Raw genomic sequence first — 21,097 nt, 5'->3', positions numbered from 1 at the left:
GTCAGGCGCCGCTAGCTCAGTTGGTTAGAGCAGCTGACTCTTAATCAGCGGGTCCGGGGTTCGAGTCCCTGGCGGCGCACCACGGCCAAGGCCGATGACCTGGGCACTCTCCACATCGTGGAGGGTGCCCACAGTCATTTCCGGCCCTGTGTGGGTCGTGTGAACTCGTTGGTCGCGACCGGCCGAGAGCGGGAGCGGGGCCATCACGTCCCTTCCGGGATCGGGGCTGGGTGCCGGGGCATTGGTGCCACTCCCGCGCGAGCCGGCTTATCGAAGGGTCTGGTGTCCATCGTGGGTCGGAGGGGACCATAGTGACCCCCGTTATTCCGAGGCCCCCGACTGGCAGGAATCGTCAAGAGGTAGCGATGAGAATCGACGACACGCGAGATGATGCTCCCGAAGTCGTGAATTGCATGCGACTGGTGTACGAGGTGGCGGCATTGCAACGAGCCAATGCCGAAACCGGGATGGGCATCATTTCCGTCGGCCTTCGCCCGCATGTGGCGACACTGACGGTGATGCAGTCTGACGATGTCGTCGACATCGAAGTAGGTTACGACGAGTTCCAAAGGGAGGCCCTTCGCGGCGCGCTGGTCGCAAAAGGCCTCCCCGCCCGTTCGGCGCCACCCGACGATGAAACATTTGGAATACCTGATCCAACTGGCTCACGTTTGACCAAACACGCGTGGATCACGAAGATGGTTGCCTTTGGCGCTGACCCTGGACCATCTATGGGCGGACTTGGACAGGCGATTTGAGTCGGATATTTCTATCCTCTCCGAATGCTACAGATATCGAGTTTCGAATCGATGGATACAGGCCGATGATGAGGGTCTCGGTGTCCCACGAGAAGGATCCGAGCAGTCGACTCGCTCTCAACTACGGGATCGTGGACTCACTAAGCGCGTACTTTGGCAGGCCAGACCAGCGGCGAATGCTGAACATCGATCATCTGAGTGATTCGGACGTCAGGATTCTGATATAGAGTGCTCTTTCATTCGGTTGAGCAACTCCGGCGTGAACGAATGGCGAGGCCGAGGCTTCTTCTGCACATCCAGGCTCTTCGCCGCTTCCATGGCCTTCGCCGTAACACCGACGACCTGGGCACCCTCCATGTTGTGGAGGGTGCCCAGGTCGTTTCGGCTTGGTGGGCTTTAGCGGTAGACGGAGTAGATCGACGCGAGCATCGCCGAGTTCTCGCCGCCGATGTCCTGCCTGTAGGGCGTGTACGCGTACATGACGTCGCCGCTCCACATGTTGTGGCCCAGGCCGAGTACGTGGCCCAGTTCGTGGATGACGGTGCTGTTGTGCTGTGCGGCCGTCAGGTTGGGGTGGTCGTTGAGCTCTACTTCCGCCTTGATGATGGCTCCGTAGTACGGCGGGATGTAGTAGTGGGTGGTGCGTCCCCACCAGCCGTTGTCGCCGTAGTCGGCCGAGTACACGTTGACGCAGAAGGCGTCGTTGAGCACGTCGCAGTGGCCGCCGTAGCGGTACCAGCTGTCGATGTTGGGAACGACGTTCCACTTGTAGACGGCGGCGTCCGTCGGCCAGGCCGCGCTCGAGTAGTCGCTGAACATCACCACCGGGTTTCCCCGGCCCAGGTTCCGCCAGTAGGAGACCGGGCAGGTTACCGTCCGCGCCTGGCCGTAGGAGCAGTCGTCGGCCCCCGCGGTCCCGACGTCGGACTTCGTGTGGGACTCAGGGGCGTGCGAGGTCACCTTGACGTTCTGCTTCCCCTCCTTGCGCAGCGAGGCGGCGAGCTTCTCGGGGGCCATGCCCTGCGCGGGCGTGTAGGTGTCCACCCGCACGGTCCCGTCGGGAAGCGACTCCGTGGCGGTCACGTCCACGATGGGGGTCGTGTCCACCGGGGTCTTGGCCCTCTCCGCGCGTTCCGCGGCGACCTTCTCGGCGATCTGCTCGTCGGTCAGCTTCGGGTAGGCGGCCAGGTTCGTTTCCGGGCTGCCGGCCTTGGCCGGCAGTTCGCGGGCGTCCGTCGTTCCGGGCGCCGCAGGGGAGGGGGAGCCGGGCCTGTCGTGGCCGGGGTCGGCGTACGCGCTGGTGGTGACCATCGTGACGGCCGCCAGCGCGGCGGCCGAGGCGAGCATGGTACGAAGCCGAAGAGAAGGCATTCGAGTTCTACTTTCTGAGAACCGGTGAGAGAGGCGATCGCCCTGGGCTGATCGAATATTCGTCACCCGGTTCAGGTATTGACGACAACTCACAGAATGGATAACCGAGATCACTGTGACGTGCGGGCCTTGATCTTGGCAACCTTGTGCGGAGGAGTGGCGGAAGGGCTACGTTTTCTGGCGGCTTTCCCCCGGTCTTCGCCCGCTGAAATCGGAACGCGAGCGGCCCCTGGGAACCGGAATTCCCCAGGGGCCGGATATCCGCGGATCACCTCAGATGAAACCGCGCCGGGCAACGGCTCAGTCGCGGTCCCACACGGCCTGGCCGGCCTTGCCGTAGATGACGACATTGCCGTCGTCCTGGACCGACAGCAGGGCGCCGGGCGACGAGGTCCCGGTGCTCCACAGCGGCTCCCCGGAGGCGTCGCGGACGACGAGGTTGCCGTCGCGCTGCATCGTGGTGAAGACGCCCTTGCCCGAGGTGCCGGTCGACCAGACGGCGGTCGTACCGTGGCGCAGCACGACGTTGCCGTCCTTCTGCTGGTACAGGCGGTACTGGCCGTTGCGGGACCTGACGTACTCATCGGTCTTCAGGCTCTGTCCGGACATGAGCCCCTCGATGTGGGTTCGCCGGTCCCAGAGCGCCTTGCCGGTCTTGCTGTAGATGACGATGTTCCCGTCGTCCTGGACCGCCAGCACGGCACCGTTGGAGCCGGTGTTGGACGTCCACAGCGCCTTGTCGGAGGCGTCGCGGACGACGAGGTTGCCGTCACGCTGCATCGTGGTGAAGACGCCCTTGCCCGAGGTGCCGGTCGACCAGACGGCGGTCGTGCCGCGACGCAGCACGACGTTGCCGTCCTTCTGCTGGTACAGCCGGAATTTGCCATTGTCTGAGGTGACGAACTCGTCGGCCCGCAGGCTCGAACCGGAGGCGAGAAGGTCGTCCTCCTGGACCTTCGCGCTCGCCGACGCGGACGGTGCGAAACCCAAAGTCGCCGCCAGGGCCGTGACCGTCGCCCAGATCGCGATTCTCACTATGAATCCTCATTTCTTTCACGGATCAAACAGCAGGCACGTTAGCAGTCACAAGATCGGTGCCAGGCCGGGCCGAATATCGTTCTTGTCGTCCCGCGGTCACGGTGGAGACGGCCGCCGCCGACGAATTCCGCTGGGTGAACGGCTACTCCCGGTCCGCAGGCCCCGGAATGGGCTGATGGCGGGCGAACCGCCGGAGCCCAGGATTGGCAGGAACACGGCGATATTTGGCGGCCGGAGACCTCCGGAGCCGCACCGAATCGACATTCTCATCGCCTGGTCGAATCGCGCCGCCAGTCGCGCGGCGGGATCCCGTGCCGTTTGACGAAATGGTCGCGCAGGACGCCGTCGGAACCCATCCCGACCAGGTCGGCGATCTTCTGGATCGGCAGGTCGGTGGTCTCCAGCAACTCCTCGGCCCGATCAAGCCGCTGGTCGCGCAGCCAGGTGCGGGGCGTGGTGCCGGTGGCCTCCCGGAAGCGGCGGGCGAAGGTGCGCGGGCTCATCAACGCGCGCCTGGCCAGATCGTCCACCGACATGGCCTCCCGGAGCCGGGTCCGTGCCCACAGCAGGACCTCGTCCAGGCGCGGGTCGCGGAACCCCGCCCGCCGGGCGCCCCCGACGCTCCACGGAGCGGGGACGTACTGGACCTGCCCGCTCGCGCGCCGCGCCGCGACCATCGCCTCCCTGGCGACGGCGTCGGACACGGCAGGACCGAGTTCGCGGCGCAGCAGATGCAGGCACATGTCGATGCCCGCCGCCGCTCCGGCCCCGGTCACGATGCGCCCCTCATCGACGTACAGGGCCACCGGATCCACGGTGATCCTCGGATGTCTCTCGGCCAGCCGACCGGCGAGGGCCCAGTCGGTGGCGGCACGGCGGCCGTCGAGCAGGCCGGTCTCGGCCAGCAGGAACGACCCCGTGCCGTAGGCGGCGACGATGGTTCCCCGGCGGAAGGCGTCGCCGATCGCGTCGACGACCGGTCGGCGCACGGTCAGCGGCCTGGCTTCGGTGGGGAGCATGATGATCAGGTCGGCGGTGCGCATCGCCTCGGGACCGTGTTCCACCGAGAGGAGCAGGCCGAGATCGGTGCGCAGGGCGCCGCCCTCGCCGGCGCAAACGGTGAGGGAGAAGCGGGGTAACCCCAGGTGGGACCGGTCGGCGAAGACCTGGCTCACCGCGCCTAGCGCGAACGAGCTCACCCCCTCGGTGGCGAAGACGACCACGCGGAAGGGGCCGCCCGAAGCGGCGGCGGACGGGCGGTTCGGCGGGCGATGTCTCTTCTCCGGGTGGCATCGGCCGACGTCGGACCGCCGCAGCTGCGTGATTCCGGTCACCGGTGGTTCCTCTCACGTGGAGTCGGTTCCGTACGGTGAACGCGCGAAATCGACGCCCCCGCACGATCGCTCCGCTGAGCCTAGGAAGGCCGGGTGGCCGGTCGCTGTACCGCACCTGGAGCCCCTGCTTCCGCACGCCTCCACGAGCCGGCCCGCTGACCTCGGACGATGCCCGTCGATCGCGGCCCACCGGCAAAAGTCGCCGCCACCGGCAGAACCAGGGGTCACGGACGACGGGATCGAGAGGGCTGTCTCCGGTCACGAGCCGGCGCGTCGCGCGTTCCGGATCGGCCGCTCCCGCGAACCGGGAGGCACCTTCCCGGCCGGAAAACCCCGGGCGAAGCCCTTCATGATCACCTAGACTCGTCTCAGGCAGGCGGTGGTGCGACGATCGGACGCTCGACGACGGCGCCGAGGTGCCGGCGGGAGGCTCCATGACGTTGGGCGAGTTCCTGCTCGCGCATCGCGAGCGAGCGGGCATCACCCAGCGGGAGCTCGCCGACCAGGCCGGCATCAGCGTCCGCACGCTGCGCGACATCGAGCAGGGCGTGGCCCGGCGCCTTCACACCCGATCCGGACGCAAACTGGCAGAGGCGGTCGGTCTGTCCGCCGCCGAACTCGACATGCTCCAGGCGGCCGGCCCGCCTCCGACGCGGCCGACCAGGGAAGCGGTTCTCCGCGTCGACCTCCTGGGGCCGCTGACGATCCGCGCGCACGGGCGCGACGTCGACCTGAAGCCTTCCATGCAGCGCCGTCTCCTCGGCCTGCTCGCGCTCCAGGCCAATCGCGTCGTCACACACGCCGAGATCGTCGACTTCCTCTGGGCAGAGGAGATCCCCGGCACCTACCTGAACCTGGTGCACACCTACGTGTCGCGTCTGCGGCGGTTCTTCGACGGAATCGGCGCGGGGGAGGAGCTGATCAGCCGCACCGGCGCCGGCTACCGCCTCACCCTGGCGACCGGGCAGAGCGACGCGCTGACGTTCGCCGACCTGGTGGACAGGGCCTCGGCCCACCGCGTCGCGGGGGAGCCCGAGCAGGCGGAGGACGCCTACGGTACGGCGCTGTCGCTGTGGCGAGGGCAGGCGCTGGCCGACCTCGCGCCGCTCGCGCCGCACCACCCGGACGTCGTCGCGCTGTCCCAGCGACGTCTCACCGCGGTCCTGGAGTACGCCGGCCTGGCCCTGGACCTCGGGCACCACCAGGCCGCGCTGACCCGGCTGCGGGAGATCGTCCACGCCGAACCGCTGCACGAGGGCCTGAACGCGCTGATCGTGCTCGCGCTGGCCGGGTCCGGGCAACGGGCCGCTGCGCTGCGGCTGTTCCAGGACCTTCGGCGCCGGCTCAGGGACGACCTCGGCATCGAGCCGGGCCCCGAACTGCGGGACGCCTACCTCAGGACCCTCCACAACGGAGCCGGGCCCGCCGCGCCGACGCCCGCCCCTCCAACGCACACCCCTGCGACGCCCGCCTCTCCGGCGTCCGGCCGTGAAGCGGATCATGTTCCGGCCGGGCTTCCGCCGGACATCGCCACGTTCACCGGCCGCGAGCGTCAGATCGGCGAGCTGGACGCCTATCTCGCCGCCGTGGACGGGCATCCGGCGGCGGCCAAGGTGTCGGTGATCAGCGGCATGGCCGGGGTGGGCAAGACGGCACTCGCCGTGCACTGGTCCCATCACGTGCGTCACCGCTTCACCGACGGACAGCTCTTCTACAACCTGCACGGCTATTCCGACAACGCCGCCAAGACGGCCGCGGACGCGCTGACCGGCTTCCTGCTCGCCCTCGGGGTGGCGCCGGCGGCCGTCCCGTTCGATGTCGACGCTCGGGTCTCGCTGTTCCGGTCGATGACGGCGAACCGCCGGATGCTGCTGGTGCTCGACAACGCGACCAGCCCCGAGCAGGTCCGTCCGCTCATCCCGGCGAGCCCCCACAGCGCGGTCGTCGTCACCAGCCGCAACGACCTGTCCGGCCTCACGGTGTACGACGACGCGCTGATCGTGCACCCGGACGTGCTCACCGACGAGGAGGCCGTCGCCCTGCTGACGAAGGTGGTCGGCGCGCGCGCCGGCGGGACGTCTCCCGAAATGATCCGCGACCTGGCCCGGCTGTGCGCGCACCTGCCGCTCGCCCTGCGTATCGCGGCGGCGAACATCAGCCGGGGCGCCTACGGCACGGTCGAGGACTACGTCACCGCCCTCCGCGAGGGCGACCGGCTCGCCGAACTGGCGATCGGCGACACCAGGAACACGGCGGTGGAGACGGCGTTCGCCCTCTCCTACGCGGCGCTGCCGCCGCGCGCGGCCCGGCTGTTCCGATTGCTCGGCCTGGTGCCCGGCACCGACTTCACCCTCGGCGCTGCCGCCGCGCTCAGCGGTCTCACCGCGACACAGGCCAGGCAGGAGGTCGGCAGGCTGGCGGCCGCCCACCTGCTCGACCGGTACGCGCCCGGCCGTTACCGCTTTCACGACCTGCTGCGGTTGTACGCCGCCGAACGTGCCCGCGACGAGGAGACGCCCGAGGACCTGGCGGCGGCCGGGCGGCGCCTGTACGACTGGTACCTGCTGAACGTCCGGGCCGCCGTCGAGCGGAGCCACCCCCACTGGGCCAGACTCCCGCTGGCCACGACGCCCGAGGGGGTGGTCGCGAGGTCCGAGGGCGTGACGGCGGGGGACGTGCCGTCCGAGGCCGTGACGGCCGTCGCGTTCGCCGATCTCGCCTCGGCGGCGGCATGGCTCGCCGCCGAGCATCACAACCTCGTCGCCGCCGTCCACCAGGCGGCCAGAACCGGTCCACGGCGCTCGGCGTGGCTGCTCGTCGACGCGATGCGCAGCCATTTCTGGGCGAGCGGCAACACGAGCGACTGGCTCTCGTGCGCGCAGACGGCCGCGACGGCCGCCCGCGAGGAGGGGGACGTACCGGGAATGGCCTCGGCCACACTGGCCCTGGCGAACGCGCACGTGTTCCTGGAACGAGATGACGCGCTCCCGTTGTACACCCAGGCCCTCGCGCTCGCCGACCAGGGCGAGTGGAAGGAGGGCATGTCCTCCATCCGGAACAACCTGGCCGGCCACTACCTGCGCGCCGGGCAACTGGACGACGCCGCCAGAAGCCTGCGCGAAGGCATCAAGCTTGACGAAGAGGACGGGCGGTCAGCCTGGCTGGGCGTCAAGCACGTCAACCTCGCCGCGGTGTACGCCCCGCTGGGCCTTCTGGACGCCGCGTACCGCCACCTCACCCAGGCCCTTGAACTCCACTCCGACCCCGACGGCATGATCGCGCTCAACCTCGGCGAGGTCTGCCATCTGCAGGGAAGGCTCGACGAGGCGCTCGAACACCTCACCCGGGCGCATGCCCGCTGCGTGGAGGCGGGATCCCAGGCCGTCGAGCTCCCCTGCCTGGTCGTCCTCGCCGAAGTCCACTGCGACCTCGGCCGATACGACGCGGCGACGGCCCTCGCGCGACAGGCGCTGGACCGCGGCCGCGACAGCGACGACCGCCTCGCCGAGGCGATGGCCCACAACGCTCTGGGCAGGCTCCACGAGCGCACCGGCCGCCACGCCCAGGCCGTCGACCACCACCGCCGCGCGACGGAACTGGCCGGCGAGGTCCACTGGCTCGTCAGGACGGCCGGCCTCATCGGGCTGGCGAACGCGGCCCGCGGCCTCGGCAGGGCCGACGCCGCGTCCCACGCCGAGCAGGCTTTTCGGATCGCCCGCGAGCGGTCCTTCCGCATCATGGAGGGGCTGGCCCGTACCGCCCTCGCCGACATCGCCCTGACCGGCGGAGACCCGGTCGAGGCGGTCCGGCAGGCGCGGCTCGCTCTGGACGTCCACCGCCGCACCGGCCACCGCCTGGGCGAGGCCCGCACCCTCGCCACCCTCGCCAACGCCGCCCCCGACGCCCTCGGTTACCGGGAGCAGAGCGCGCGGCTGTTCCACGAGATCATCCCAGGATGAAACCGTGCGGACGATACGGCCGGCCGGTCATGACCGCCCGCCGCGAGCCCCGTGCTCGTGCCGCCGCCGTTCAATGCTCGGTCATCCGGACAGAGAGGTCCCGTAGAGCCGGTCGAGTGCGGCCCAGTGCCGGGTGGCGGCCGCCTCGTCGTAGGTGGGGTTGTCCGGTACGGCGAAGCCGTGACCGGCTGGGTAGATCTCCACAGTGTGGTCGACCCCGGCGCCGCCCAGCGCATCGCGCAGCAGGCCGGCCTGTTCGGTGGTGAAGGAACCGTCGTTCTCGGCACCGGCCACGTAGACGGTGGCGGTGATGCGGCCGGCCGCCAGGTGCGGGCTGGAGGGGTCGTCGGCGACGGCGAGCCTGCCGCCGTGGAAGGACGCCGCGGCCGCGATCCTGTCGCCGAGGCCGGTCGCGGCGATCAGGGACATGCGCCCGCCCAGGCAGTAGCCGGTGGTGCCGATCGCGGTCCCGGACACCTCCGGTCGGGCCAGCAGGAAGTCGGCGTAGGCGCCGGAGTCGCTGACGATCCGATCGTTGGTCAGCACACCGGCCAGCTTGCCCATCCGGGCCCGCTCCTGATCGTCGGTGAACAGGGTGGCCACGTCGAACGGCGCCCACTGCCCCGCCCGGTAGTAGGTGTCGGGGATGAGTGCGACATAGCCCATGCCGGCCAGCCGGTCACCCATCCGCAGGAAGGTCTCCCGCGTTCCGCCCGCGTCGGGGAAGACCAGCACGCCAGGCCAGGGGCCGTCCCCGTCGGGGAGGTGCAGGGTCGCGTCGCTGTGGCCATCGGGTGTGGGGATCTGGGTGTCTACGCGTGGCACGCGGCCGCCTTCCACGAGTCGTCGAATCCGATCACTGGACGCTAGCAGGGCCCGGGATCGTGCGACGTGAGAGGGGCGGGTCTCACGCGGCTCACGCCGACGGTCGCGCTGATGGTCCGCGTGCCGTCCGGCGTTCGCGGGGTGACCTGGCTTAGGGTGGCAGTGCCCACGACACGTGATCACCGGTGGTGCAGGTCGATCTCCCCCTTGCTGTGATAGCCGAGGTCCAGGAGAAGCCCATGTCCCACAGACATGCCACCACCGGGTGCGTCCTAATGATCACCGCGGTCGCCCTGAGCGCCGTCCCGGCCGGGGCGGACGGCCGGGGAGCGGGCCTCCGGGCCACGGTGCCTCCCCCTCCGCCACCGCCGGGCATGCTGGAGGCACTGCAGCGTGACCTGGGGCTCAGCATGAAGCAGGCCCAGGCCCGCCTGATCAACGAGGTTCGCCTGACCCCGATGGAAGCGCGGTTCCGCCGCGAGCTCGGTGACCGCTTCGGCGGCGCGTGGCTGCGGGGGACCACCGCGCAGACCCTGGTGGTGGCCACCACCAGCCCCGCCGACATCCCGCGGATCATCGCCGCGGGCGCCCAGGCCGAGGTCGTCACCAAGTCGCTGGATCAGCTCACCAAGATCAAGCACAAGCTCGACCAGGCTCTCCCCGTGAAGCCGCCGGTGGCGAGCGTGCGTTACGTGGACGCCAAGACGAACAAGGTCGTGATCCTCGCCCAGAAGCCCGAGGCCGTCGACACCCTCATCGAGGGTACGGGTGTGGACAAGTCCGCGGTGGTGGTGCTGCCGTCCACCGAACAGCCCCGGCCGCTGGACGACCTGGTGGGCGGCACCGCGTTCTACATCGGCATCACCGACCGCTGCTCGGTCGGTTTCCCGGTGCGGCACGGGACCCAGAACGGTTTCATCAGCGCCGGGCACTGCGGCAAGGCGGGCCAGACCACCACCGGATTCAACCGGGTCGCCCAAGGCGTCTTCCAGGCCTCCACCTTCCCGATCGCCGACTACGCCTGGGTCCTGGTGAACGCCAACTGGAAGCCCCGCCCGGCGGTGGACGACGGGTCGGGCGGCACCGTGCCCGTCGCCGGTGCCAAGGTGGCCATCGAGGGCGCCTCGGTCTGCAGGTCCGGCTCCACCAGCGACTGGCACTGCGGCCTCATCCAGCAACGCGACGCCACCATCACCTACGCCCAGGGGAACGTCTTCGGGATGACCCGCACCAGCGTCTGCGCCGAACGCGGCGACTCCGGCGGTTCGTTCATCTCCCTCGACCAGGCCCAGGGCGTCGCCTCCGGCGGTTTCGGGGACTGCGGCTCGGTCGGCACCACGTACTTCCAGCCGATCGGCCCGATCCTCGCCGCCTACGACCTGACCCTGGTCACCACGGCCGATCCGCCGCCGGCCGGCGCGGCATCCGCACCGGCCGGCGGCGGCTGACCACCGGCCCGATCCTCCGGGCGAGACATCAGAAGGCCGTCACCGCACCCAGGGTCTTCGTCAGCTCGCAGTTGTTGGTGAAGGTCCGCAGCGACAGGACGAAGTGGTCGTCCCAGACGCCCACCGACGAGACCGTCACCGGTTGGTACTCCGCGGAACACACCAGGAGCCTCGGAGGTTTGATCCTCTGCAGATCACCGGACACCGGTTGCAGCAGCGAGCATGCCTCCTGCGTTCGCGGGTGTGTCCCCCCTCCTCGCGGTGAGCACTGCAGAACCACGGACCGCGACGGCGGCACCAGAATCGGACCCTGGCCGACCACGAGTACCAACGCCCTGGCCTGCGGCGCCGGCGCCGGCGCGCCCGGCTTGGCGGCAGAGCCACTTGGCGGCGGCTCAGTGCCGGATCCGGCGTTCGCGGCCGGCAGGCCGAACCCGGCCGCCGCGGCAGAGCCCGCGACGAGACAGGCCACCCGCACCAAAAGACGTCCCACCACATCCCCCGATCGTGTGATGTCCAACTGCCCCCCAGTTTGACGCGCGGCGCCCCCCAGGAAAAACAGCAACGCCACGACCGTGAGCCAACATTGCACCTGATCAACGGCAACATCACCAGATGCCGACCAGGTTCACTCCATACCGCTCCCTGGTCGAATCGCCACGACGTTTCGCCAGTGGTGCACGGTCCACGTGATTCTTTGCGGCTCTTAAAGATCGTTTTGGTGTCGTCTCGGGCAGACCCCTGACCGCGCGGTCTCGAAGATCGGTTCTGCGCGCTCACGCGCCGGTCGGCGCAGGCCGGCCGGACCGACGAGAGCTTGGACGCGCCTCCGGCCGGCGGTGCACCCGAAGCCGGCGTTCACGAAAGGAAGCCCATGGCGACAAGAGGTCTCACAGGCGCCGTCCGCGGGGTCACCTCACCATCCCGGCTGGTACGCGCCTTGGTTCTGACCTGTGCGACCAGTGTCCTGTTCGGTGTGGCCGGGCCCGTCGGCGCGAGAGCGGCCACGCCGCCGCCCGTACCGCTGGGGGCCGCCGCCGCCTTCGCGGTCCTCGCCGGGTCGACGGTCACCAACACCGGCCCCACCACGGTCAACGGTGATCTCGGGCTGAGCCCGGGCACCTCGGTGACCGGCTTTCCCCCCGGGCATGTCAGCGGAGCCGCACACGTGGCCGACGCCGTCGCGCTGCAGGCCAAGAACGACCTCTCCACCGCGTTCGACGACGCCACCGCGCGCCCGGTCACCGCGACCGTCCCGGTGGAACTCGGCGGCGGCACCAAGACACCAGGCGTGTACGACTCTCCCGCGGGCACGTTCGGGATCACCGGAACGCTGACCCTCGACGCCCAGGGCGACCCGAACGCCGTGTTCATCTTCAAGGCCGCGTCCACACTGATCACGGCGTCGGCGAGCGACGTGACCCTCGTCAACGGCGCGCAGGCGTGCAACGTGTTCTGGCTGGTCGGCAGCTCCGCCACGCTCGGCACCAACTCCACCCTGCGAGGGAACATCCTGGCCCAGGCTTCGATCACCGTCACGACCGGCGTCATCGTGGAAGGCCGGGCCCTGGCACGCACAGCCGCGGTGACACTGGACACTGACACGATCACCCGCCCGAGCTGCGGCGAGTCGGCCACCAGCACCGCCATCACGCTGACGTCTTCTGCGAACCCCACACCGGTGAGCCAGCGTGTCAGCATCGTCGCCACGGTGAAGACCACGACCGGCACGGCGATCCCGACGGGCCTGGTGGTGTTCACCGACGGCCAGAAGACCATCCTCGGCGCCGTCGCTCTCGACGGTACGGGGCGCGCGGTCCTGAACATCGCCACGCTTCCCGCCGGGATCCATCGGATCAAGGCCGTCTATGTCGGCACGGCCGCGTTCGTCGGCAGCTCTTCACCGGCGATCGTTGAGTACGTCCTGCCGGGCTGATCGCGTAAAAACCTACTAAACAAGTAGGTCTTGACGGGAATGTGCGGGTTGTGTTGAGGTGAGCGTGTACATCGCCCCAGAAAGGCGGCCCCTCATGCCCGTCGAGTTCCTCGGCATCGGCGGGACCGACGACGGCTCCGAAACCTCGCCGTGCTCCGGTCCCTCGTTCGACAAGCAGTACACGCTCCGCCGCGCCCTCAAGACGTCCGCCACACTCGACCAGAAGCACCACGCCTTCACGGTGATCCCCCTGGTCCGGGAGGGGGTCGCCGGACGGGACCGCGACAGGGCGGCCGTACCCGGCTCGGTGGGATCATGACGCTCTCCGGCACCCAGGCGGCGCCGGCCGCCCGGCGGGACGAGATCTCGCTCAGGGTCGTCCCGACCCGCCATCCGCTGCGCTGGGCGGCGAGCGCCCTCGCCCTGCTGCTGTTCGCGATGGCGGCCAACTCGCTCTTCACCAACCCCGCGTGGGAGTGGGAGGTCGTCGGGGAGTACCTGTTCGCCCCCTCGGTCCTGCGCTCGGTGGTGCTCACCCTTGAGCTGACCGCGCTCGGCATCGTCCTCGGGTTCGCCCTGGGCACCGTGCTGGCCCTCATGCGCCTGTCGCCCAACCGGCTGCTGTCGTCGGTGGCCTGGGGGTACGTCTGGCTCTTCCGGTCCGTCCCGTTGATCCTGCAACTGCTGTTCTGGTACAACCTGGCGCTGCTGTACCCGCGGCTGTCGTTCGGGGTCCCCTTCGGGCCCGCCTTCTTCGACGTCGGCACCATGGACCTCATCGGCCCGCTGACCGCCGCGGCCCTCGGCCTGGCGCTGCACCAGGCCGCGTACGCCGCCGAGATCGTGCGGGGCGGGCTGCTGTCGGTGGACCCGGGCCAGCGGGAGGCCGCGGCGGCGCTGGGCATCCCGCGCGTGCGGCGGCTGTTCCGGATCATCCTGCCGCAGGCGATGCGGACCATCGTGCCGAACGCGGGCAACGAGATCATCGGCCTGGTCAAGGGCACGTCCGTCGTCTACATCATGGCGCTGCCCGAGCTGTTCTACCAGGTGCAGGTGATCTACATGCGCAACGGCAGGGTGATGGCCCTGCTCCTGGTGGCGGCCGTCTGGTACCTGGCCCTGACCACGGCGCTGTCGGCCGCGCAGTTTTACGTCGAGCGCCACTACGGCAGGGGACGCTCGTGACGGCGATGGTGGAGCTGCGCGACGTGCACAAGAGTTTCGGCCCGCTGCACGTGCTGCGCGGAGTGAGCCTGAGCGTGCGGCAGGGCGAGGTGGCCGTGATCCTCGGCCCGTCCGGATCGGGTAAGTCGACGTTGCTCCGCACGATCAACCATCTGGAGAAGGTGGAGTCGGGCACCGTCGAGATCGAGGGCGAGCTGCTCGGCTACCGGCGGTCGGGCGACCGGCTGCACGAACTGCACGAGCGGGAGATCCTCCGGCAGCGTACGAAGATCGGGTTCGTCTTCCAGAACTTCAACCTCTTCCCGCACCTCACCGTGCGGCAGAACGTGGCCGAGGCGCCGCTCTCGGCCCAGAGGCGGCCACGGGCCGAGGTCGACGCCCTGGTGACCCGGCTGCTCGACCGCGTGGGCCTGGCGGAGAAGGCCGGCGCCTACCCGCGCACCCTGTCGGGTGGCCAGCAGCAGCGGGTGGCCATCGCCCGGGCGCTGGCACTGGAGCCCAAGGTCCTGCTGTTCGACGAGCCGACCTCGGCGCTCGACCCCGAACTCGTCGGCGAGGTCCTGGAAGTGATGAAGGACCTGGCCCGCAGCGGCACGACCATGCTCGTCGTCACCCACGAGATCGGCTTCGCCCGCGAGGTGGCCGACACCGTCGTCTTCATGGACGCCGGCCTGATCCTCGAACAGGGGCCGCCGTCCCAGGTCCTCGACGGTCCCCGCCACGAACGCACCCGCGCCTTCATCGGCAAAGTCCTCTGACCCTAGGAACCCTCATGCGCCTCTCTCCCAGGCGGGCCTCCGTCATGCCCGCACTCCTCCTGGCCCTCGCCGTCGCCGCGTGCGGCACCGAGCCGGCGGTCCCGCCCAAGGCCGCCGGGACGAACGCCGCCACGAACGCCGCGAACGTGGCGGGCAAAAAGATCAACACCGGCCCCGACCAGAACCGCGTACGCGCGGAGAAGGTCGACGCCATCGCCGCGAAGGTGCCCCCCGCCGTCGCGGCGGACGGCAAGCTCGTCGTCGGCTACAGCGGCGAGGGCGCCCCGCCGCTGAACTTCCTCGCCGACGACGACACGACGTTCATCGGCGTGGAGACCGACATCGCCCAGCTCGTGGCCGACGTCCTCGGCCTGGAACTGAAACCGGAGATCAGCTCCTGGGAGAACCTCTTTCTCGGTGCGAAGTCCGGGAAGCTGGAGGCCGTCTTCAACAACGTCACCGTCACCGAAGAGCGCAAGGACCTCTACGACTTCGCCACCTACCGCGTGGACCAGCTCGCCTGGCAGGTCCCGGCGAACAGTCCCATCAAGGCGATCACCAAGCCCGCCGACATCGCCGGGCTGCGCGTCTCCGTGGGGTCGGGCACCAACCAGGAGAAGGTCCTGCTCGACTGGGACGAACAGAACAAGGAGGCCGGTCTCGCACCGGCCGAGATCCAGTACTACACCAAGTACGGCGACGCCCTGCTCGCACTGAAGTCGGGCCGCATCCAGGCCTACTTCGGGCCGAACCCGACCATCGCCTACAACATCGCGGTGAGCGGCGACTCCCGTATCGTCGGCACCGCCTCGGGCGCGGGCCCCGACCTCCAGGGCCTCATCGCCGCGATGACCAAGAAGGACAACGGCCTGGTCAAACCCCTCAACGAGGCCCTCAACACGGTCATCAAGACCGGAAAGTACCAGGAGGTCCTCGCCCGCTGGGGCCTGTCCAACGAAGCGATCCCCACCTCCCAGATCAACCCCCCCGGCCTCCCCCGCCAGTCAAGCTGACCCCCGGGCACGCGCGGTCAGGGCCCGCGTGCAGGTGGTACCGACCGGCGCGTGGCGTTCGGGCACCGGCTGGTCGCGGTTGTTTATCGAATGTGCAATTCGACGTGGAAGTGGGGGGAGCTGACGCTTAAGTATGGGTTCGGGGTCTCCCAGGCAGCCAGGAAAGGACGCCTATGACCACGGGACTGGAGGCGGACGCCGGTCAGGACGACATCCAGTTGTCGCTCCTGGCGGGGGAACGCGCGCTGTACGCGCAGGGTGACCTCGGTACCGGACGCAAGTGGTTCGACGTCGCCTACCGCGAGGCCGAGCGACGGAACGACGCGGTGGCGATGGCGTACGCCGTCCTGGGCCTCAGCGGGCTGTGGGTGCACGAGCACCGGACGGCCGTGGACACCGCCCAGGTGCGCGCCAGGCAGCGGCGCGCCCTGTCGCTGATCGACCCGCGGAGCACGCTGGCGTTGCGGCTGCGGGCCAGGCTGGCCGCCGAGGAGGTCTTCCTCACGGGCGCCCACGAGGGGATCCTCTCCATGGTCGCCGAGGCGAGGAGCTCGGGCGACGCGGTGGCGCTGGTCGAGATCCTGAGGATGGCCCACCACTGCCTGCTCGGACCCCAGCACGCGGCACTGCGGGCGGAACTGGCCGAGGAGATGATCGGCGAGGCGCCCCGCACCGGGCGGCGCAGCGACCTGCTGATGGGGCTGATGTCGCGGACCGTCGACCTGTTCCTGCGGGCCGACCCCCAAGCAGAGCGCGCGCTGGAGGAACTGCGCGCCCGGGTCGACCGCGACGAGAACCTCGCGGTCGGGTACGTCGTCAGCGGGATCGAGGCGATGCTCGGCATCAGGACCGGCCGGTTGGAGCAGGCCGAGGCCCTGGCCACCGCCTGCGCCGAACGCGGGGCGGCGGCCGACGACCCCACGGCCAAGGCGCGGCACATCGGTCAGATAGGGACGATCCGCTGGTACCAGGGGCGTCTCGCCGAGATGCTCCCGGCACTGTCCGAGGCGGTCAACTCGCCGTTGCTCGGCGCGCGGGACAATTCCTTCTTCGCGATCCTGGCGGCGGCGGCCGCGGCGGCCGGGGAACGGCGCCTGGCGGAGAGCATGCTGGCCCGGCTGTGCGGCAGCGACCTGGCGGAGGTGCCGCGCTCGTCCTGCTGGCTCGTGACGATGTACGGCGTCGCCGAGGCCGCGTACTCCCTCGACGACACCGAGACCTCGGCCAAGGTGTACACCCTGCTGACCCCGTACGCGCACCTCCCCATGATCGCCAGCGTGGGGGTCACCTGCCTGGGGTCGGTACACCACTCCCTGGGCATGGCCGCGCTGAACTGCGGAAACGCGGACAAGGCCGTGGAACACCTGCGGGCCGCCGTACACGACAACATGGCGCTCGGGCACTGGCCGGCCGTGGTCCTCTCCCGCGCGCGCCTGGGGGAGGCGCTGGCGCTCCGTGACGGCCCGGCCGACGAGACGTCGCGCCGGGAGCTCGGGCTCGCGGCGGGCGAGGCGCTGGCGCTGGGCATGGCTATGCCGGTCAGGAAACCGCTTCCCGACGACGGCGGCTGGATCACTCCGGTGGTGGCCCATCGCCGGGGCGGGGAATGGCAGCTCGAAATGAGCGGCCGGGCGGTCCGCGTCGGCGACAGCGTGGGGATGGGCCACCTGGCCTGCCTGCTCGCGAACCCCGGCCACGAGATCTCCGTCATCGACCTCGCGGCGGGCCTTCTGACGGTCGGTGCCGCCCACGGCGACGGACCTGACCGGCCGCCCTTGGACGAGCGGGCCATGACCGACTACAAGCGGCGGCTCTCAGCGCTTCAGGACGAGATCGATGAGCGCGAGGCGTCGGACGACCCCGAGCGCGCGTCCGCCGTGCGCGCCGAGCGCGACCGCCTCGTCGACGAACTGGCCGGCGCCACCGGCCTGGCCGACCGGCCACGCCCCTCCACCGTCAGCCAGGAACGCGCCCGCACCTCCGTCGGCAAGGCCATCCGCCGCGCCCTCGACCGCATCACCAAACTCGACCCCACCATCGGCCACGAACTCCAAGCCACCATAGAAACCGGCACCCACTGCTGCTACCGCCCCCGCTGACCGCCTCGCGGGGGGTTGACGGTTCGGGAGGGGTGTGTGAGGTGGGGTGGTGGGGGTAGCGGTGTGCGTGGAAGGGTGTGGAGATCGGGAGGTGGCGGGCATGCCGCGGGGTTCCAGTCCTAAGCGGGAACGGCAGTACGAGCACATCAAGGAAAGCGTCAAGCAGCGCGGGAAGAGCGACGAGCTGGCCGCGGAGATCGCGGCCCGTACGGTGAACAAGGAGCGGGCCCGCGCGGGGGAGTCGCGCACCGCCAGCCGTACCTCGATCCAGGACATCTCGTCCTCCCGGCGCGGGGGGCTTCGCTCGCATTCTGGGGCGGGCGGGCGCACCAAGGAACAGCTCTACGCCGAAGCCAAGCGTCGCAACATCAAGGGCCGCTCCAGCATGACCAAGGCCCAACTGGAGAAAGCCCTCGATTGAGCCCCGCGCTGAGGCGCCATTTCAGGGGTCAGGCGGGTGGGTGGGGGCGTGCGCCTTTCTGTCCGGTTGTTGTTTCCGGGGGTGGGGGGAGTCGGCGGCGGGTGGCTTTGTGGGTGTGCCAGATGGCGATGTAGGCGGCCATGGCGGCGGTGAAGCCGGTGGTCGCTCCTAGGAGGGCGCCGCGTACCAGGTCGTAGAGGCTCGCCGTCGCGCTGTCGTCGAAGACTCGGAGAGCGGCGCCCGCGATGGCCGCCGCCGATGCGACCGCGAGGACCAGTACGCGTGGCCGGGCCGCTGTTCCGGCCGGGGGGTGCGGGTGGAGTGGGGTGCGGCGGTACCAGGTGGTGAACCAGATTGCCAGGGTGGCGATGCCGCCGAGGGAGCTGGCGTACATCACCACATTGAACACGCGATGTACTCCGACGACCGGCTCGCGCAGCGCCGCCCATCGGGTGACGGCGAACCCGTCGAAGTGCGTGAAACCATCCCAGAGCAGGTGAGTCGCCGCGCCGGTCAGCAGCGCGGCCACCACCGCCTTCCACCGGTCGTTCAGTGGTGTGGTGACTGGACGGGGGTGCGTGCCTTGGTGGTCGGGGAGGCGGGCGCGGAGGTTCGCGGGGGTCAGGGCGGTCAGCGGGGCCCGCAGGACCAGGTGGAAGAGGACCAGGGCGGCGAGTCCGGTGGGCAGGTCCACCAGGACGGCGCCCCACCAGCTGTGCGTCACCTGCGAGGAGAAGGGCAGCGGCACGTAGTACGGCAGGTCGGGGATCATCGCCCCGGTCGCCACCGCGGACGCCGGCAGCCATCGGGCCAGCGGGAGGGCGACGACGGCATGGCTCACGGTGAACGGCACTCCCCATTGTCAGCCGTGAAAAGTGGTGTGGGATTCCCCGGGGGTGGGGTTCGTGTGAAGCGAGGGGTGACGATTCTGGGGGTGGGAAAGCCGGGGGACGGTGGTGTGGAGGTGGGGGACGTGTGGCGGCAGGGGGATTGATCTTTGGGGGGTTAGGATCACGTAGCGTGGCCGACTAGTTACGTAAGCGTATTCAGGCAGTACAAACAGGGGGATGGGGCACGCCGGCGGTGGTGTCCTCGAGTCTGGGTCCGCGCCGGCCGCGAGGTCCGGATGGGCCTTGAAGTCTGGACGGGTTTCGAAGTCCGAACGGATCTCGAAGTCTGGACGGGGTTCGAGGTCCGAGCGGTTTCGAGGTCCGGACGGGTCTTGAAGTCCGAATGGGTTTCGAGGTCCAGATGGGTTTCGAGGTCCGAGCGGGTCTTGAAGTCCGGATGGGGGCTTGAAGTCCGGATGGGGGCTTGAAGTCTGGATGGGGCTTGAAGTTCCGGAATCGATGTTGAAAGTCCGAAACGATCTCGAACGCTGAAGGCAGGTACCGTGAATCCTGTTCCACGTGGTTCGAGGCCGGAGCCCGTGGCCTCTGACGAGGTCACTCGCTCCGGTTCGCTTCCGGTCCGTCCGCTGGGGCGGATGCGGCAGCGCATGGTCGGTCTCATGGGGCCCGCCTTCGTGGCGGCCGTCGCCTACGTGGACCCGGGGAACTTCGCCACCAACGTGGAGAGCGGCGCGAGGTTCGGGTTCCTGCTGCTGTGGGTGGTCCTTTCGGCGAACGTCGTCGCGATGCTGCTGCAGTACCTGTCGGCCAAGCTCGGTATCGCGACCGGGCGCAGCCTGCCCGAGTTGTGCCGCGACCACTACCCCCGCCCGGTCGTGTGGGCGCTGTGGTTCCAGGCCGAGATCGTCGTGATCATGACGGATCTGGCCGAGTTCATCGGCGGCGCGGTCGCGCTCAACCTGCTGTTCGGCATGCCCATGTTCCAGGGCGGCATCCTGATCGCGGTCGCCTCCTTCGTCGTCCTCGCGATCCGCACGGCACGCCACCGGCGGTTCGAGGCGGCCGTCACCGCGCTGCTCGCCATCGTCGTCGGGGCCTTCCTGTACGCGACGCTGAACGCCGACATCCCCCTCGGTGGCCTGGCGGCCGGGCTCGTCCCCCGGTTCGACGGGTCGGCGAGCCTCCTGCTGGCGGCCGGCATCGTCGGGGCCACCGTGATGCCGCACGCCGTGTACCTGCACTCGGCGCTCACCCAGGAACGGTTCGAGGGGGACCACGGCCTGCACCGCGACACCCTGATCCGCGTGCAGCGGATGGACGTGGTGCTGGCGATGGGCGTGGCCGGTCTGGTCAACATGGCGATGCTGGTGTCCGCGGCCTCGATGTTGCGGCGGCCCGGCGTGGAGCCGACGCTGCACGGGGCGTACGCCGAGTTCACGCAGGTCTCGGGCGCGCTCACCGCGATGCTGTTCGCGATCGCCCTGCTGGCCTCGGGGCTGGCCTCCTCCAGCGTCGGCGTGTACGCGGGGCAGGTCGTGATGCAGGGCTTCCTCCGCCGCCGCATCCCCCTGCCGGTGCGCCGGCTGGTGGCCGTGGTGCCCGCGCTGGCGGTGCTGGCGTTCGGCGTGGACCCGACCCACGCCCTGGTGCTGAGCCAGGTCGTGCTCTCGTTCGGCATCCCCTTCGCCCTGATCCCGCTCCTGCTGCTCACCCGCCGCGCCGACGTGATGGGCGACTGGGTGAACCGGCGGGCGACCACGGTGGCCGCCGGGTGCGCCACCGCCGTCATCGTGGCACTGAACGTGGTCCTGGTGTTCCTCGCGCTGCCCTCGCTCTGAGGGCCCGCGCCCGCACCCTGACGACCTGCGGCGGGCATGACTGAATCGGTTCATGTCCGGGCCCGCGTTCGCCGCCGCCCGGGCCGTCCTCCTCGCTTGCGTACGCCTCGAACGCGTTACGGCTATTGACAGAGCGGACACGCCGTATTTACGTTCTCGGTACTTATCCGGTTCAGCAAATAGGCGCGGGTCGCTTGTGGGAGCGCTCTCACGAGGCCACATCGGGGCTTGGCACACACGCGGACCTCCGCCGCGAGGCGGGG

General features: G+C 69.8%; 17 protein-coding genes and 1 tRNA gene. 12 read left to right on the top strand and 6 right to left on the bottom strand.

Translation table 11 applies throughout. The features are described from left to right. Positions 1-5: 5 nt before the first annotated feature. Both NYZ98_RS16685 and NYZ98_RS16680 read left to right on the top strand, forming a co-directional pair. A tRNA-Lys gene (locus tag NYZ98_RS16685) sits at positions 6-82 on the top strand. A gap of 283 nt (positions 83-365) precedes the next feature. Next, entirely contained in the window at positions 366-758 is a 393-nt protein-coding gene (locus tag NYZ98_RS16680) for a hypothetical protein (protein WP_262843697.1), read from the top strand. A gap of 396 nt (positions 759-1,154) precedes the next feature. Here NYZ98_RS16680 and NYZ98_RS16675 read toward each other — a convergent pair whose 3' ends face one another. The 3 genes from NYZ98_RS16675 to NYZ98_RS16665 all read right to left on the bottom strand — a co-directional run bounded on the left by NYZ98_RS16675 (position 1,155) and on the right by NYZ98_RS16665 (position 4,501). Beyond that, complete coding sequence (locus NYZ98_RS16675; RefSeq protein WP_262843696.1) at positions 1,155-2,105, bottom strand: matrixin family metalloprotease; 951 nt, start codon at positions 2,103-2,105, stop codon at positions 1,155-1,157. Positions 2,106-2,429: 324 nt separating this feature from the next. Further along, entirely contained in the window at positions 2,430-3,164 is a 735-nt protein-coding gene (locus NYZ98_RS16670) for a hypothetical protein (RefSeq protein ID WP_262843695.1), read from the bottom strand. A gap of 269 nt (positions 3,165-3,433) precedes the next feature. Continuing rightward, on the bottom strand, positions 3,434-4,501 hold the full coding sequence (locus NYZ98_RS16665) for a GlxA family transcriptional regulator (protein ID WP_262843694.1): 1,068 nt from the start codon (positions 4,499-4,501) through the stop codon (positions 3,434-3,436). 434 nt (positions 4,502-4,935) lie between these two features. On the opposite strand from NYZ98_RS16665, the gene NYZ98_RS16660 reads away from it, so the two are divergent. Beyond that, entirely contained in the window at positions 4,936-8,460 is a 3,525-nt protein-coding gene (locus NYZ98_RS16660) for a BTAD domain-containing putative transcriptional regulator (protein WP_262843693.1), read from the top strand. A gap of 81 nt (positions 8,461-8,541) precedes the next feature. Here NYZ98_RS16660 and NYZ98_RS16655 read toward each other — a convergent pair whose 3' ends face one another. Beyond that, a complete protein-coding gene (locus tag NYZ98_RS16655) occupies positions 8,542-9,285 on the bottom strand; it encodes a dienelactone hydrolase family protein (protein ID WP_262843692.1) in 744 nt (247 codons plus the stop codon). Positions 9,286-9,524: 239 nt separating this feature from the next. Here NYZ98_RS16655 and NYZ98_RS16650 point away from each other — a divergent pair, with 239 nt between their 5' ends. After that, positions 9,525-10,733 (top strand): S1 family peptidase, encoded by a 1,209-nt coding sequence (locus tag NYZ98_RS16650; RefSeq protein ID WP_262843691.1) that lies wholly within the window; start codon positions 9,525-9,527, stop codon positions 10,731-10,733. A 28-nt stretch (positions 10,734-10,761) separates the two neighbouring features. Here the strand turns inward: NYZ98_RS16650 and NYZ98_RS16645 are convergent, their stop codons facing one another. Next, a complete protein-coding gene (locus NYZ98_RS16645; protein ID WP_262843704.1) occupies positions 10,762-11,205 on the bottom strand; it encodes a subtilase-type protease inhibitor in 444 nt (147 codons plus the stop codon). Positions 11,206-11,673: 468 nt separating this feature from the next. On the opposite strand from NYZ98_RS16645, the gene NYZ98_RS16640 reads away from it, so the two are divergent. From NYZ98_RS16640 to NYZ98_RS16610, 7 genes are all read left to right on the top strand, one after another. Next, the gene (locus NYZ98_RS16640) at positions 11,674-12,669 is read left to right on the top strand and encodes an ice-binding family protein (RefSeq protein WP_262843690.1); all 996 of its coding nucleotides are present in this window, start codon (positions 11,674-11,676) and stop codon (positions 12,667-12,669) included. A gap of 94 nt (positions 12,670-12,763) precedes the next feature. After that, entirely contained in the window at positions 12,764-12,988 is a 225-nt protein-coding gene (locus tag NYZ98_RS16635) for a hypothetical protein (protein ID WP_262843689.1), read from the top strand. Then, entirely contained in the window at positions 12,985-13,854 is an 870-nt protein-coding gene (locus NYZ98_RS16630; protein WP_262843688.1) for an amino acid ABC transporter permease, read from the top strand. The genes NYZ98_RS16635 and NYZ98_RS16630 overlap by 4 nt, the downstream gene beginning before the upstream one ends. A 5-nt stretch (positions 13,855-13,859) precedes the next feature. Further along, positions 13,860-14,612 (top strand): amino acid ABC transporter ATP-binding protein, encoded by a 753-nt coding sequence (locus NYZ98_RS16625; protein WP_262843703.1) that lies wholly within the window; start codon positions 13,860-13,862, stop codon positions 14,610-14,612. Between the two features lie 14 nt (positions 14,613-14,626). After that, positions 14,627-15,625 (top strand): ABC transporter substrate-binding protein, encoded by a 999-nt coding sequence (locus tag NYZ98_RS16620; RefSeq protein WP_262843687.1) that lies wholly within the window; start codon positions 14,627-14,629, stop codon positions 15,623-15,625. A gap of 173 nt (positions 15,626-15,798) precedes the next feature. After that, positions 15,799-17,724 (top strand): ATP-binding protein, encoded by a 1,926-nt coding sequence (locus NYZ98_RS16615; RefSeq protein WP_262843686.1) that lies wholly within the window; start codon positions 15,799-15,801, stop codon positions 17,722-17,724. A gap of 100 nt (positions 17,725-17,824) precedes the next feature. Continuing rightward, positions 17,825-18,145: a hypothetical protein gene (locus tag NYZ98_RS16610; RefSeq protein ID WP_262843685.1), complete on the top strand. Its 321-nt coding sequence runs from the start codon at positions 17,825-17,827 to the stop codon at positions 18,143-18,145. 28 nt (positions 18,146-18,173) lie between these two features. Here NYZ98_RS16610 and NYZ98_RS16605 read toward each other — a convergent pair whose 3' ends face one another. Then, positions 18,174-18,986: a DUF4184 family protein gene (locus tag NYZ98_RS16605; protein WP_262843684.1), complete on the bottom strand. Its 813-nt coding sequence runs from the start codon at positions 18,984-18,986 to the stop codon at positions 18,174-18,176. A gap of 552 nt (positions 18,987-19,538) precedes the next feature. Between NYZ98_RS16605 and NYZ98_RS16600 the strand changes: the two genes are divergently transcribed. Beyond that, a complete protein-coding gene (locus NYZ98_RS16600) occupies positions 19,539-20,834 on the top strand; it encodes an Nramp family divalent metal transporter (protein WP_316249572.1) in 1,296 nt (431 codons plus the stop codon). Positions 20,835-21,097 lie beyond the last annotated feature (263 nt).

Source organism: Sphaerisporangium corydalis, assembly GCF_025506355.1.
Lineage (GTDB): Bacteria > Actinomycetota > Actinomycetes > Streptosporangiales > Streptosporangiaceae > Sphaerisporangium > Sphaerisporangium corydalis.
This window is presented reverse-complemented; position numbering and strand designations above follow the sequence as displayed.